Raw genomic sequence first — 13,225 nt, forward strand, 5'->3', positions numbered from 1 at the left:
CGGCAGGACTGCTTATTGCTTAGTCGTTTCTCTCTGCTGTCATAAATCGTTGTTTTATCCTTTCTTTCAGCCGCACCAGGACTGGCGCTTGCCACCCGAGTACGGGCGCGCCAGACCTTCAGAAATCAGGATGGCCCCGACGTTCTGTCCAGACACGCGCCCAAGCGCCAAGAAGCGATCGTGGACGTCAAAGTGCAGCTCAATCTCAAGTTCAATTACGCCCGCGAAGTTGATGAGCTCCGTCAGCCGGTCCTTGGCTCGTAGACCCAAAGCTCTCTCAGCATCGCACTGAGCCCGGAATGTCTCAGGCGTATCAAACCCAATAAGCCGGTATCGGTCGTCACCATGGTCGATCGTGTCACCGTCAACGGCAATCACCTCGGATGCGCCGAGAGTCTTTGTTTTCCTAGCTGGTTCAATCCAAACTGCAGCAATGAACAAGGACGCGAGTGCAGCGCTGAGAAACAAGAGCCGTTTCATGCGCCCTGCCCCAGCATTTTGATGAGCCGGGTTCTCGAACGTGACCGATCAGGTTTTGGATTTCGCGTCCAGGGCCTGAGCTGCTTCGAGACCCTCTGGGGTAATCGACTCGATCGTATAGTCTGATTTGACGCAGAGAATGCGCCCATCACCAAATTCCTGATGATGCTTGAAGAGGCCCGGCCAAAGATCGAACTCTCTGGGCTCAGCGCCCGCTCGAGAGATCTTCGACTTGCACAAGGCCCCGACATAGTTCGGCGAGCTGTAAATGCAGTGGTACTTAGGTCGTCCAAGGGAAGCGAGTCCGATAAATTCGTAGCGGCATGTAAAGGGAACCTGATCCTCTTTCAGGCCCCGGACCATCTCGATGGTTACCACAGTGTATTGTCTCTTGTTGTCCGCCATGACGACCCCCTATGGGCCGTCTTCTACATCCAAAAGTTGTGGACTAAAACACAATCTACGTCAATATAAGAAAACCCGCCAATATACGATATTGGATTGTCAGAAATATATTGGCCGGATATTGCTTAGGCGATTCGCAAGCAGGAGAGACCATCTTGAAACACTCAAAATCCGGAAATCGAACTCGCGCGAAGGCCCTTGCAGTTGCACTCGCTGCACTGCCAGCCACGCAGGCTCGTGCCTATCCAATTGACTGTGCCATATTCCTTTGCCTCGCCGGGGGTTGGCCAAGTTCGGCTGATTGCGTCGCAGCCAAGGCGGAGTTCATTCGGCGCATCACACCCTACCCGGTCGAACCGCCGCTTCAACTCTGGCGCTGTCCGATGAATACGTCACACAGCCCCTCGGACTTGGGTCCTATGGAACGGTTGGAAGCCATCAAGCGCACCAGTGCTAGCCCAGTTCCAGAGCTTCCATCGGATGACACCGCTAAGCCAATACTGGTAGACGCAGCGATCTCGATAGGAAGGATCGATGCACATCACGGCCAATACGGTGACGGTTTCCAAGCCACCCCGATCAGCGTCGATCTTTCTTCTTCCGATTTCGACGTTGTGAGATCCATCAGGGTTTGGGATGTGCGCCACTACAGCTATCGCCGTCGTTCAAGGGAGGGAGATTGCGAGCGTTCGCTTGATCTTGTGGTTGGCACCTACGACGATAATACGAATTTTCGCTGGTCCGAGCGCGCTCCTGCCCCAATCCCTTACTGGCTGCCACTGGGCAATCGCTGTGAACCTCCCAGCTACTTCCGCGGCGTTGGCGTCGAGTGGACCGACACATTCGGGTTCAGCGACTACGAACTCATCCGATATTGAGGTGCTGACCTGCGGTACAACGCGTTGCTCCTGGCTATGCCACCAAAAATCGCCAGCTGCATTTTTAAACCAGGCCGATTGGCCCGGAGGAAAAACTTAATCCCAGAAACAAAAACCCCCGCAAGGCGGGGCCTCAGCGGGGATCTTCTTAAGTCACGTTTGATCACCTGATTTATAGGAAACTCCAAAATTACTGACAAGGACAAACGCATCTGTGCGAACGGTTTTTCTGTGTCTTTTTGCTGAGGTTCGAGCCGCCTTGCTTCCCCAATGAGAAGCAGACCATGAGACCGTTGAACCATTCCGAACACCCTGCCCCGCGAAGCCGCGATATCAACACTGACCTTTGCCAAATGAGGCCAAATCCATGAGCTTTCGGCAGATCGCATCCGCCCATCACCACGATAATATTCGCTTTCACAACGGCCTTCCTGAGGGCTGGAACCGTGACAGGTTACGTCAGCTCTGCGTGGGATATGCGCAGATCAGAGGCGCATCAGCCCAGTGTATTCGCACCTTAGAGATCATCATCGATATGATTACGCCATGTGCTTTTCGAGACCCGTCTCAGGAACCCTTTTGCTACGCGCGCCAGGAAACCCTCATTGCCGGGCGAGGCGTGACAGATCGGACAATCCACAATCACGAACGTGAGCTGGAAAGGATTGGTCTGATCGAACGCAGGCTTGGCGCAAATGGCGCGCGCTGTAAGCGCAAGAAGCTTGGACTCTTCCTGACCCCTGCCCTGAACCTCATTCCCGAGATGCGCGACGCGGACGTGCGCAGCAAGGCCGAGAAGAAAGAACAGGACGAGCTGCGCGGGGATCGATCACGGCTTTACCGATATGTGAAACATAGTCTGGCCGTGCTTCTCTTACTCCCCTGCCCTCCTGAAAGTCTGGAAGGCATGAAGGAGGAACTTCGATCCTGGCCGCGCGCCGACAAGTTGAAATACATGACGCTGGAGGCGCTCAAGCTACATGTTCAGGCGGCTTACGACCTTTGGAGCCGGATCGAAGAGCATGTCGCAAAACCCGGTGAAATTTCGGGTGAACCCGAAGCTTGTTTCGGGTGCCATATACAAGACCAAATTGAAGAAACAATTCTGTCCTGTAACGCCGATGGCGAGAGTTCAATGTCCTCGGCAAAAGCCTCGGAACCAGATTGTTCCGGCTCCGGGCCTGACGGCCCTCCGCATTGCTTAGAAAGCAATCATCCGACAGATACGGCATCGCGCAAGGCCCAAAAACTACCGCGGGTGAATAACCGCATCCTATATGAACTGGCCTCACCCGAGCTGCGCATGCATATCGATATCGCGGGTGGCGGAGATCAGAATTCCAGCCCGTCGCTCTACGCGATTGAGACCGGCGTTTGGTCGCGATTGTCGGAGATCGGCGCCAATGCCTCGGCTTGGCGTACGGCGATTGACCGATTGACCGTGATGGGTGCAATCCTGGCCGGGTTGATCACAGACGCGAGGCTGAGCGATCCACGGTTGCCGCCAGTGGTTAATCCGGGCGGATATCTGCGCGGTATGGTGCACGCAGATGAGCGCGGTGAACTGAACCTGATTTCCAGTTTCATGGGGCTTTTGGCGCGTAGAGCCCGAGAGGAGGAAGACGGGCTTCCGCAAGATCACTGCAGCGGGTTTTAGCCGTGCCGGGTTATGAGCCGCCAGCTTCTCCAATTCATGTGTCTCATCGGCAGGTTTTCGCTCCGTTTCCGCCTCCAGAACAGAACTGTATTCAAATGCATGATTGGCTACGGGAATTCCCGAGTGGTTTGTTCAGCTTTAGGTTGCTAAGCGGCCTCGACGGCAACGCGGAACAGAAAGACGATCTATGAAAATCGCGGACATTGGCAATTCTGAACTGGATTTCAGGCAGACCGGGGAGGCGCGCCTTCAGGAAATTTGTTCGAGGTTCGGACTGGAGAATGCGTCCTACGCCCATATCGACAAGCATCACAACGTTGTCCACGGCTGCACCACGTTCCCGGCCGAATGGGTCAGGCACTACGTCGACAACGACATGGTCCTGGTCGATCCCCTCATCCGGTTTGGCGCCGCAATGATCGCACCAATTGATTGGACAGCATTCGACAACCAGACTGACTATGCAGCGCTTTTTGAAGCTGCCAGACGGTTTGGCGTTGGTCGCAATGGCCTGACTATTCCGGTCATTAATCCTTTTGGTGAGCGTGGCGTGTTTACCGTCACATCCAATGCGCCTCGTGCCGAATGGGAGGCATTGATCGCGACAATGCTCCCTGCCCTGCGCCACGAAGCCCAGATATTGCACTTGCTTGCGCTGGACGTCATCGAAACCGTCTTCAACTTTCCATCGGACTCCCTGTCTGGTGACGAATTGGATGTCCTGAAGATGCTTGCGTCGGGTTTGATACCGTCTGTCATTGCCAAACAGACGGGAAACTGCTCTCGAACGGTGGATGCGCTGATATCTTCGATCACCACCAAGCTCAAAAGCCGGACGATCGAACAAGCGGTTGCGCGGGCTGTCAGTACAGGGTTTCTCAAATGGAGCGATTTCTTTGCCGATCCCGTGGCAGAATTGGTCGATATGGAACATCGGACGCTCTGCGGCGGGATCGTCCGTTGGTCTGGCAAATCTCACGAGCTAATCGCCTTCGAACAAGGCCGACTGGCGCGAAGTCTCGATAGCTTCCACTCAGTTCAGGTCGAAGATCTGGTGGTGGAATTTGGCCTCAACCCAGCTGAAATCACCGAAGTGGTCGGAGATTCAGACGATCGGGCCCTATGGATCAGATATCTGTGAACCAGGTCGGCCGAGCCCCTCTTCGCTCTATTAGAAACTGCGGATTTGCAGACTTCACATAATTGCAATTACGCCGCTCTAACCAGCGTTTGTAAGAGTGTTTTGCCTACGGTTTTTTGCGTCTGTCATGCACAAAGAAAATTGGTGTGATGCACAGACGGCCGTCGGCGCCGCAAAAAAGAAGGGCCCTTTTGCATCATTTTGACGGGAGCGGTCTTTCGCTGCACCCGTCTTCAACAATCGAGACGCGGACGAACTGATCTTGGATTTTAAACTCTCGTTGATGCAGCATCCTTCTACACTCGCGGCAACAGTTTTTTCTTGATAGCGAAATTCGCCAAGGCGGCCATTCCAGAGAGGGATTGGATGTTCCACAACCGCTCTTTGGCCAGATGGCGCTCTGGCATGGAAACTACGGGACTTGGCCCAGCCCATAACCAGAGCTAGCAAATAGGCGGCAGGATCATGAAATTGGGCTTCTTCGCGCAAGGAAAGCGAAGACAGGCAACATTGTTACGATCCAGACCACGCTATAAATTGCGGATGGGATGGCATATTCGCTTAACCCATTGGTGTTAGGCAATAGCAAGGTGGCAATTGCGATCCCCAAAGCTCCGTTTTGAACGCCGGTCTCAATTGAAATCGTCTTCGCCTCGATGTCTGTGCATCCGAGCATCCCTGAACTCATGATGCCAATAAACGTGAGTGACGCACCTACAACAAAAAGTGCGGGTCCAAGCCTAAGGTAGTTATCCGCGACCACCACCCAGTTTGAAATGATCGCGCCTCCGATGACCATCGCAAAAAGTAGCAAAGAGACCTTGCTAAAGACTGGTTCGACAGCGGCTGCAATTCGCGGCGCCAATGACCGCGCCATCACACCGACTAGGATCGGTGAAGCTGTTAAAAAAAACATTGCTAAAGCCGTCGAAGAGATGTCGATAGCGGGCGCAGTTGCCCCCATGAACATCTGCATCGAAAACCCCAGGATAAGCGGTACGGTAACGACACAAGTCAGACTGAAGACTGCTGTGAGAGTAACGGATAAAGCGACATCCCAATTCGAAAGCTTGGTCACGATGTTACTGATCGCCCCGCCCGGACAGGCTGCCAAAATCATGATACCAACGGCTGTCTCGGCAGAAATTCCAAAAACAAAGATCACCATCAAAGCGATGCAAGGCAGCAAAATGATCTGGTTGAGAGCGCCGACACAAAAGGCACGTGGACGTCGTCCGATGCGTTGAAAGTCAGCCGCTGTGAGTCCGAGGCCAAGGCAGAACATGATTGCAACAACTGCGAGCGGCAGCAGCACAGATATGAAAACTTCGCCCATTTGCTTTGACCTCGGTGTCTGCATGCTTCTCACGCGCTATCCAAAGATACCGTTTCGCAAATCCGATGACGAGGTTTATCAGTCTGGCGCCTTTTTCCTCATACGCCTGCTGATCGAGACAGTATTAATGTGCGATGCAGATCGCGGGCATGGGCGATCTGGCGCAGAAGAGCTTTCCAATGCTATTTGTGGTGAATGGCAAGTGTGACCTATGTATTCGCGCGCGCGATGGCCAATGCCGCCGGGATGACGCTAAACGACGATGGCGCTCTGATTTCGAATGGCGCTGTCCTGCTGCGTTTGCCAGAGGCTCAAGACGGCCAATTGGCGGATGATGCCTATTTCGATCTGATCGATTGGATTCGTGCGCAACAAGCGGATGAGGTTGCTTTGGTTGAGGCCTATGCGAACGCGATTGCGACCGATGATCTCGGCGTCCTTGGCCTGGCCGTAAAGACAGCTCCGACCTTGCGGCAATCTTTGCAACGGATCGAGCGTTATTTTCGTCTCGTCACGGACACCGCAGTTTACAGACTTGATGAAACCGGCGATCCTGTCCTTTGGATATTTGAAGGGCAAACACCGCATCGCGCCGCCTTGGAATTGCGCAACGAATGCGCGCTTGCCGCCTTTGCACGGAATATGCATCGGTTTGTGGGTACTGGATTGTCGCTCGAATATGTCGCGTTCAAACATGTGTGCCGACAAGAGCCTGAACGTTACGCCGAGCATTTTGGTTGTCCGGTGCAATTTGGTACTGACCATAACGCCATCGCGATGCGCCCTGCTATGCTCGAATGCGAAAATCGTCTTGGCGATCCGGGCTTGTCGGATTTCATGACGAAACATCTGGATGAGGAATTCAATTCCCTGGATGATGACACTTCACTGAGCAACGCACTTGTTCATCGACTTACACCAGCCCTAAGTAACGGCGCACCGCAGGCGGCGCATGTCGCCCAAGAGATGGGAATGAGCGAGCGCACACTTTACCGCAGGTTGGCCGAAGAAGGGATGACCTATCGCGACGTTCTCGGTCAGGCGCAAGTTGCACTTGCTCGTGACTTGCTCCGTGACGGTAAGGCTTCCATCGCCGAGATCGCCTTTATGACCGGGTTTTCGGAACAGAGCACGTTCAGTCGTGCCTTCAAGCGTTGGGTCGGCCAAGCACCCGCTCGTTTCCGGCAGCAAGCGACCTCCGACTAGGCGCACACCTCAAGACCACATGGCAGGTTCGGTCAAAACCTTGGCAGGGCCTGCCAATACCTCGGCCAATGTGGCGCCTAATTTCCTCTTTGTCAGATCCACTTGGGGCGCTGCCGAGTAAGGCAGACCGCTTTGCCCCTCTCAGACAAAGGAAATTTGCAATGAGCAATCACGACCACAAACATGAAGCCGGCTGCGGCTGTGACGTCACGCCCGAACGCGTTGACATGGCGCGCCGCCGTCTTCTGACGCAAGCCGCTGGGGCTGCTGCAGCGGGTACAACAATCGTTGCCGGTGGGCAGGCCCTTTCAGCAACCGAAGAGGCTCGTGCCACTTACGCTGACCCGGAGAACCCAGGCCTTCCCCAAATCGACATGACTATCGAACCGGGGCGCACCGCGCTTGTGGTGACCGACCCCCAGATCGATTTTCTGTCCGAGGACGGTGTGACGTGGGGCGTCGTTGGTGAAAGCGTGACCGAACAGGGCACCGTCGACAATATCGAACGGCTTTTCATCGCCGCCAAAGCAGCCGGGATGCCGGTCTTCATCTCGCCGCACTATTACTACCCGCATGACCATAAGTGGGAGTTCGAAGGCACGCTTGAAGCCACGATGCACAGCATCGGCATGTTTGACCGTCTCGGGCCACTCAACCTGGACAACTTCGAAGGCTCTGGTGCCGACTGGATGCCGCAATACAAAAAGTACATCGAGGATGGCGAAACCGTCGTCTGCTCGCCCCACAAGGTTTACAGCCCCGCTCAGAACGACCTGAACCTGCAGTTGCGCAAGCGCAAGATCGACAAGGTGATTCTTGCGGGGATGTCCGCGAACCTGTGCACGCAAGCGCATCTCTACGAGTTGCTGGAACTGGGCTACGAGGTTGCTGTCGTTCGCGACGCGACGGCCGGGGCCAAAGTGCCTGAAGGTGACGGGTATCTCGCAGCCATCATCAATTTCCGCATGGTCGCCAATGGCGTCTGGTGGACCGATGACGCGGTGAAGCGCATCGGCCAATCTGCCTGACCCGAACCAACTTTCCAGTTTGATCCTGACATCCTGAAAGGAAATATCATGACACGTATCTTTACACTTCCCGCACTTACAGCAGCGCTGACTCTTGCCCTGGCGGCGGCCGCACTGGCTGAAGATGAATACAACGTCTCAAACAGTTTTACCCTGAACGGGCATCCGCTTGGCATGCACGGTGTCGATCCTGTGTCGATGTTTGATGCCGAGAAACCCGAGATGGGCAACGCCACCTACACGTCGACCCATGATGGTGTGGACTACTACTTTGCGTCACAGGCAGCGCAAGCAACATTCGAAGCAGATCCGATGGCCAATTTGCCCCAATTCGGCGGGTTCTGCGCTTTTGGCGTCTATGTAGGCAAGAAGCTTGATGGAGATGTTCGGTATGCCGATATCGCGGACGGCAAGCTCTATCTCTTTGTGAATGAAGACATCTTCAAGAAGTACCTTGAGGACAAAGAGACAGTGATCCAAGGCGCCCATGCGAAGTGGGCAGACATCCACCACACGCCTGTCGGCACCCTTTGATCGAGGAATTTGGTGGCTTTTGCCGGTCGGAGCCACCGCTGCCTCTCCCCTCCCCAAAAGACCGGCATTTCTCCAAGACGCCCTGTCCGCAATGACAATTCGCGTGCGTCGAAAGCTCTTCCCAAAGGAAACCAGACATGACTGATTTTGAGACATATACAATCGCCTCAGCCCCTGATGCCGCGAAACCAATTTTGGAAGCATCGCTGAAAGGGTATGGTTTTGTACCCAATCTTTATGCGGCCATGGCCGAAGCGCCCGCAATTCTGGAAGGCTATACGACACTTTCCAACATCTTTGGAAAGACCGGCCTGTCAGAGACTGAGCGTCAGATCATCCTGATGACCAACAACCGGCTCAATGGGTGTAAATACTGCATGGCCGCCCATACCACGCTTTCGCAGATGGCAGGTGTCCCCGAGGACGTCATCGCAGCATTGCGCGATGGCAGCCCTATCGCCGACCCAAAATTGGAAGCACTACGCAAATTCGCCATCGTGATCAACGAAAGCCGAGGCTGGCCCAGCGACGCACAGGTCGAGGCGTTTCTGACGGCTGGCTATACCCGCCAGACCATGTTGGAAGTCATCCTTGGCACAGCGTTGAAAATCCTGTCGAACTATACGAACCATGTGGCGGAAACGGCTTTGGATGATGCATTTGTCCCAAATGCATGGACCGCCTCATCCGCGGCGGCGGCTGAATAGCGCAATTTTGCCTAGTTGTTGGTCTTGCGCTTAGGCCTGAGTTTGGTTCTGGCTAAGAAGGCGATCCGATTTGAGACGATCGACCGCAAAATCAACAAAGGCGCGTACCTTCGCAGACACGGTTCGACCCTCTTGATGCACAAGGTGGATGGGAACCTCGGGTGGCTCATACGACTTCATGACAGTCTTGAGCCGCCCATCTGCAATGTAGGGCGCCACCTGATACGACAAAAGCCGTCCAATCCCATGACCTTGCAACGCCAACTCAATCACGGCGTCATTAGTATTCATGCTGATGCGTGGGTTCACTCGTTTGACTATGCTCTTTCTACCGCTTTGAAAATGCCATTGGGCGGATGCATTCAGGGCAGTAGAATTGATGATCGCGTGGCGGGACAAATCATCCGGAGTTTCAGGTTTGCCATGCGATTCAAGGTAAGCTGGCGACGCAAATAGCATTTGCTTCACAGATCCGCATCTGACGGCCATCAAACTGGAATCAGCGAGGTTGCCAATTCTGATACCAACGTCGAGACCCTCATCAATCAGATTGACTACGCGGTCCACATAAAGCGTGCGTGCCGATAGCTTCGGATAAAGATCCAGAAATTCGCCCAGGATCGGAGTGACAAACATACGGCCAAACAAGACCGATGCAGTTATACTGAGTTCCCCGGTTGGTTCACCGTAGGACCCAATGGCGGCACGTTCCGCCTCTTCAAGATCAGCCAGAATGCGCCTGGCATCTGCAAAGAACCTCTGTCCGCTATCCGTTAGCTTCACCGAGCGCGTGGTTCGCACTAAGAGACGCAGCCCAAGGCTGTCCTCAAGCATGGACACCACACGGGTTACTGTTGGCGGAGACATGTTGAGGTGGCGCGCTGCCGCAGCGAAGCCATTCAGCTCTGCTACTTTCACAAAGACGTTGAGTGCGTGAAATCTGTCCACAGCATTATTCCGCTTTTTGGAATAATATATTGCCAAGTATCTGAATTCCGCAACATTGAAGCTCTGATTAACTTCACCTCAGTCCCAGGGCATCGCCCAAACCGAGATGGAGAATTCGATGGCACGACCCTTTGCAGAGATCAGCTTCACGCCTTCCGTGCGCGAAACGCAGGCCAAAAATGGTTCAGCGAACGGTTATGCGAAGTTTCTGGAAGGCACCCGTCACGAGGATCTGATCAGCCCGGTTGAGGCCAGCTTCATCGCGCAAAGGGACGGCTTCTATCAGGCCACAGTCTCGGAAACCGGCTGGCCTTATGTGCAATTCCGCGGTGGACCCGTGGGTTTTCTGAAAGTGCTGGACGAACGGACGCTTGCCTATGCCGATTTTCGTGGCAACCGGCAGTATCTCAGCACCGGTAACCTGCTGCGCAATGACCGCATCTCGCTGATCCTGATGGACTATCCTAATCAGAGACGCCTTAAAATCTGGGGTCGGGTGATGATCATTGATGCCGAGGACGATCCGGCCCTGATGCAGCGCCTGAGAGCGCGGGACTATCGCGCTCACCCGGAGCGGGCGGTTGTGATCAAGCTTGAAGCGATGGACTGGAACTGCCCGCAGCACATCCCCCAACGCCTGACGTTTGAAGAGTTTGAAGAGCATCTGGCCCCAATTCGAAACGAGCTGGCCGCGCTGAAGGCTCAAAACGCAGGACTCGTAGAAGCGCTCGAACAGCAACGCTGAGCAGCGCTAAACACCGCGCGTTCTGACGCGCTTTCCAAAACCCAATGAAAGGATATACCGATGTCACATAATCTGAAATCCATCCTGAGCGCCAGCATTCTCGCGCTTTCAATCGCTGCGCCTATTGCACCAGTTCCGGCAATCGCAGCAGGGACCGAAATTGAGGCCACGCAGGCCGTCTATTTCCGCACCGAACAAATCGACGAAGTCAGTATCGCCTATCGTGAGGCCGGAGATCCAAGCAGGCCCACCGTCCTGCTGCTTCATGGCTTTCCGACTTCCTCGCATATGTTCCGTAACCTTATCCCGGAACTGGCGAAGAGCTACCACGTGATCGCGCCCGATTTCCCCGGATTTGGCGCGTCGGACATGCCGATGGCCGAAAACTTCGAGTATTCCTTCGCAAATATCTCTGGAATGATGACATCGCTGCTCGACCGTAAGGGTATCGATCAATACGCGGTCTATCTGATGGATTACGGTGCCCCGGTTGGTTTCCGTATGTTTGCGGAACAACCCGAACGGGTCACTGGCTTCATCATTCAAAACGGGAATGCCTATGAGGAAGGGCTGCGCGAGTTCTGGGATCCAATCAAAACCTATTGGGCCGAGCCATCGCAAGAGAACGGTGACCAGCTTCGGGGATTCCTCACTCTGGATGCTACCAAATGGCAGTTCACCCACGGAGTTCAAAAACCCGAATTGATCAGTCCGGATAACTATTGGCACGTCCAATACCTGCTCGACCGCGAAGGCAATCAAGAGGTGCAACTCGAACTCTTCCTGGATTACGGCACCAACGTTGCAGAGTACCCAAAATGGCAAGCGCTGTTTCGCGAGCATCGACCCCCGGCACTGCTGATGTGGGGGAAAAATGATCACATCTTTCCGGCCGAAGGTGCCTATCCCTATAAACGCGATCTGAATGATCTCGAGTTTCATCTGCTCGATACAGGACACTTCGCGCTGGAAGAATATGGGTCTGAGATTTCGGCGCAGATGACCGCCTTTCTGAACCGCATCACCACCGCTAGCAACTGACGTGGAACTGGCCGCACCACGTTTAAAGGTGCGACCTCATGCATGGAGTAAGTCAATGAATACGCAAGCAAATACTGCCGTAAAGGTAACGGTTGAAATCGTACACGGCTTTGTCGACGGTGGCGCCGGAGGAAATCCCGCAGGCGTCGTTCTGGACGCCGATGAATTGAGCGAGCAAGATATGCAAGCCGTTGCGGCAAGGGTTGGATTGTCCGAAACGGCCTTTGTCTCTCGGTCTGAGACCGAAGGCTTCAAACTTGATTTCTTCACACCAAACCGGCGCATCGCTCATTGCGGTCATGCGACAATTGCCGCCTTCTCGCACCTTGATGCGCTAGGCCGGATTCCCAATCCCAACACCTCGAAAGAGACGGTTGATGGGCCAAGGCGCATACTCATGAAAGAGGGTGCCGCTTATATGGAACAACTGGCCCCAAAATACGCGATACCAGAGGAATGGTCGGAAAAGGGTGTTAGCATCGACGATGTACTGAACTCCCTTGGGATCAGCAGACATCAACTTGATCGACAGATCCCACCGGTTTTGGTCAATACCGGCAACAGTTTCATTGTTATCGGCCTCGCTTATGCCGAAAGTCTTGCCAATGTGAAACCAGATTTTGCCAAAATCACGCAATTCAGCGAACGACTGGATTTGATCGGCTATTACGTCTTTACAAGAGACCCATCGGCGACCAACCGAGACGCGACAACCCGCATGTTTGCGCCCCGATACGCGATTGAAGAAGAAGCCGCGACGGGGATGGCTGCGGGGCCTTTAGCATGTGTATTGCACGACTTTGGCGGATCATCTCAACGATCATTTCAAATCGAACAAGGGGTGTTTATGAACCCGGCAAGTCCGAGCTTGATAAAAGTCGATCTGGAAATCGATAATGGCACAATTTCCGGCCTGATGGCGGGTGGCTACGGCATGGTTAAGCGCTCCCTTCGAATTGCTTTCTAGCGTTAGACAGCTAGTCAAATGTGATGTTTGCTTGCTGCCAATTTCGCGTACGGTCTAATTAGGCACTGAATTCATCCGTTGGCGGAACGTCTGGTTTTCCATAGCAATGTGAAACGAATACTTGCGTGCCTAAAGAATGCTGAGACGCGCAC

General features: G+C 54.1%; 15 protein-coding genes. 11 read left to right on the forward strand and 4 right to left on the reverse strand.

Annotated elements, in window-relative coordinates:
• Positions 1 to 66 precede the first annotated feature (66 nt).
• Complete coding sequence (locus ACR0AG_RS19530; protein ID WP_170417964.1) at positions 67 to 480, reverse strand: thermonuclease family protein; 414 nt, start codon at positions 478 to 480, stop codon at positions 67 to 69.
• Positions 481 to 528: 48 nt separating this feature from the next.
• The gene (locus ACR0AG_RS19535; protein WP_142638830.1) at positions 529 to 885 is read right to left on the reverse strand and encodes a hypothetical protein; all 357 of its coding nucleotides are present in this window, start codon (positions 883 to 885) and stop codon (positions 529 to 531) included.
• Between the two features lie 419 nt (positions 886 to 1,304).
• On the opposite strand from ACR0AG_RS19535, the gene ACR0AG_RS19540 reads away from it, so the two are divergent.
• From ACR0AG_RS19540 to ACR0AG_RS19550, 3 genes are all read left to right on the forward strand, one after another.
• A complete protein-coding gene (locus ACR0AG_RS19540; protein WP_170624892.1) occupies positions 1,305 to 1,763 on the forward strand; it encodes a hypothetical protein in 459 nt (152 codons plus the stop codon).
• A gap of 367 nt (positions 1,764 to 2,130) precedes the next feature.
• Entirely contained in the window at positions 2,131 to 3,420 is a 1,290-nt protein-coding gene (locus ACR0AG_RS19545; protein ID WP_170417959.1) for a helix-turn-helix domain-containing protein, read from the forward strand.
• A gap of 187 nt (positions 3,421 to 3,607) precedes the next feature.
• Positions 3,608 to 4,561 carry an autoinducer binding domain-containing protein gene (locus tag ACR0AG_RS19550; RefSeq protein WP_480841961.1) on the forward strand — a complete coding sequence of 318 codons (954 nt, stop codon included), beginning with the start codon at positions 3,608 to 3,610 and terminating at the stop codon, positions 4,559 to 4,561.
• A 463-nt stretch (positions 4,562 to 5,024) separates the two neighbouring features.
• Here the strand turns inward: ACR0AG_RS19550 and ACR0AG_RS19555 are convergent, their stop codons facing one another.
• Positions 5,025 to 5,897, reverse strand: a complete 873-nt coding sequence (locus ACR0AG_RS19555) for a bile acid:sodium symporter family protein (protein WP_170642022.1) — start codon at positions 5,895 to 5,897, stop codon at positions 5,025 to 5,027.
• Between ACR0AG_RS19555 and ACR0AG_RS19560 the strand changes: the two genes are divergently transcribed.
• The 5 genes from ACR0AG_RS19560 (at position 5,881) to ACR0AG_RS19580 (ending at position 9,372) form a co-directional block, all read left to right on the forward strand.
• Positions 5,881 to 6,105, forward strand: a complete 225-nt coding sequence (locus ACR0AG_RS19560; RefSeq protein WP_480725150.1) for a hypothetical protein — start codon at positions 5,881 to 5,883, stop codon at positions 6,103 to 6,105. The genes ACR0AG_RS19555 and ACR0AG_RS19560 overlap by 17 nt on opposite strands.
• Positions 6,093 to 7,103 (forward strand): AraC family transcriptional regulator, encoded by a 1,011-nt coding sequence (locus tag ACR0AG_RS19565; RefSeq protein ID WP_170642018.1) that lies wholly within the window; start codon positions 6,093 to 6,095, stop codon positions 7,101 to 7,103. The genes ACR0AG_RS19560 and ACR0AG_RS19565 overlap by 13 nt, the downstream gene beginning before the upstream one ends.
• A gap of 161 nt (positions 7,104 to 7,264) precedes the next feature.
• Complete coding sequence (locus ACR0AG_RS19570; RefSeq protein ID WP_170642016.1) at positions 7,265 to 8,131, forward strand: cysteine hydrolase family protein; 867 nt, start codon at positions 7,265 to 7,267, stop codon at positions 8,129 to 8,131.
• Positions 8,132 to 8,179: 48 nt separating this feature from the next.
• Positions 8,180 to 8,665 carry a YHS domain-containing (seleno)protein gene (locus ACR0AG_RS19575; protein ID WP_170642014.1) on the forward strand — a complete coding sequence of 162 codons (486 nt, stop codon included), beginning with the start codon at positions 8,180 to 8,182 and terminating at the stop codon, positions 8,663 to 8,665.
• A gap of 137 nt (positions 8,666 to 8,802) precedes the next feature.
• A complete protein-coding gene (locus ACR0AG_RS19580; RefSeq protein ID WP_170642012.1) occupies positions 8,803 to 9,372 on the forward strand; it encodes a carboxymuconolactone decarboxylase family protein in 570 nt (189 codons plus the stop codon).
• Positions 9,373 to 9,402: 30 nt separating this feature from the next.
• On the opposite strand, the gene ACR0AG_RS19585 is transcribed toward ACR0AG_RS19580, so the two are convergent.
• On the reverse strand, positions 9,403 to 10,320 hold the full coding sequence (locus ACR0AG_RS19585) for a LysR family transcriptional regulator (RefSeq protein WP_170642010.1): 918 nt from the start codon (positions 10,318 to 10,320) through the stop codon (positions 9,403 to 9,405).
• A 118-nt stretch (positions 10,321 to 10,438) separates the two neighbouring features.
• On the opposite strand from ACR0AG_RS19585, the gene ACR0AG_RS19590 reads away from it, so the two are divergent.
• Genes ACR0AG_RS19590 through ACR0AG_RS19600 form a run of 3 tightly spaced genes read left to right on the forward strand, consistent with a single transcriptional unit; the run spans position 10,439 to position 13,073 of the window.
• Positions 10,439 to 11,065 (forward strand): pyridoxamine 5'-phosphate oxidase family protein, encoded by a 627-nt coding sequence (locus ACR0AG_RS19590; RefSeq protein WP_170642008.1) that lies wholly within the window; start codon positions 10,439 to 10,441, stop codon positions 11,063 to 11,065.
• A 60-nt stretch (positions 11,066 to 11,125) separates the two neighbouring features.
• Positions 11,126 to 12,106 carry an alpha/beta hydrolase gene (locus ACR0AG_RS19595; protein WP_170642006.1) on the forward strand — a complete coding sequence of 327 codons (981 nt, stop codon included), beginning with the start codon at positions 11,126 to 11,128 and terminating at the stop codon, positions 12,104 to 12,106.
• 55 nt (positions 12,107 to 12,161) lie between these two features.
• Complete coding sequence (locus tag ACR0AG_RS19600; RefSeq protein WP_170642004.1) at positions 12,162 to 13,073, forward strand: PhzF family phenazine biosynthesis protein; 912 nt, start codon at positions 12,162 to 12,164, stop codon at positions 13,071 to 13,073.
• Positions 13,074 to 13,225: the final 152 nt, after the last annotated feature.

The organism is Ruegeria sp. H6 (genome assembly GCF_056532975.1).

Coding starts and splice junctions, on each gene's coding strand:
- ACR0AG_RS19530 (WP_170417964.1), bottom strand. CDS start 480: ATGAAACGGCTCTTGTTTCTCAGCGCTGCACTCGCGTCCTTGTTCATT.
- ACR0AG_RS19535 (WP_142638830.1), bottom strand. CDS start 885: ATGGCGGACAACAAGAGACAATACACTGTGGTAACCATCGAGATGGTC.
- ACR0AG_RS19540 (WP_170624892.1), top strand. CDS start 1,305: ATGGAACGGTTGGAAGCCATCAAGCGCACCAGTGCTAGCCCAGTTCCA.
- ACR0AG_RS19545 (WP_170417959.1), top strand. CDS start 2,131: ATGAGCTTTCGGCAGATCGCATCCGCCCATCACCACGATAATATTCGC.
- ACR0AG_RS19550 (WP_480841961.1), top strand. CDS start 3,608: ATGAAAATCGCGGACATTGGCAATTCTGAACTGGATTTCAGGCAGACC.
- ACR0AG_RS19560 (WP_480725150.1), top strand. CDS start 5,881: ATGAAAACTTCGCCCATTTGCTTTGACCTCGGTGTCTGCATGCTTCTC.
- ACR0AG_RS19555 (WP_170642022.1), bottom strand. CDS start 5,897: ATGGGCGAAGTTTTCATATCTGTGCTGCTGCCGCTCGCAGTTGTTGCA.
- ACR0AG_RS19565 (WP_170642018.1), top strand. CDS start 6,093: ATGGCAAGTGTGACCTATGTATTCGCGCGCGCGATGGCCAATGCCGCC.
- ACR0AG_RS19570 (WP_170642016.1), top strand. CDS start 7,265: ATGAGCAATCACGACCACAAACATGAAGCCGGCTGCGGCTGTGACGTC.
- ACR0AG_RS19575 (WP_170642014.1), top strand. CDS start 8,180: ATGACACGTATCTTTACACTTCCCGCACTTACAGCAGCGCTGACTCTT.
- ACR0AG_RS19580 (WP_170642012.1), top strand. CDS start 8,803: ATGACTGATTTTGAGACATATACAATCGCCTCAGCCCCTGATGCCGCG.
- ACR0AG_RS19590 (WP_170642008.1), top strand. CDS start 10,439: ATGGCACGACCCTTTGCAGAGATCAGCTTCACGCCTTCCGTGCGCGAA.
- ACR0AG_RS19595 (WP_170642006.1), top strand. CDS start 11,126: ATGTCACATAATCTGAAATCCATCCTGAGCGCCAGCATTCTCGCGCTT.
- ACR0AG_RS19600 (WP_170642004.1), top strand. CDS start 12,162: ATGAATACGCAAGCAAATACTGCCGTAAAGGTAACGGTTGAAATCGTA.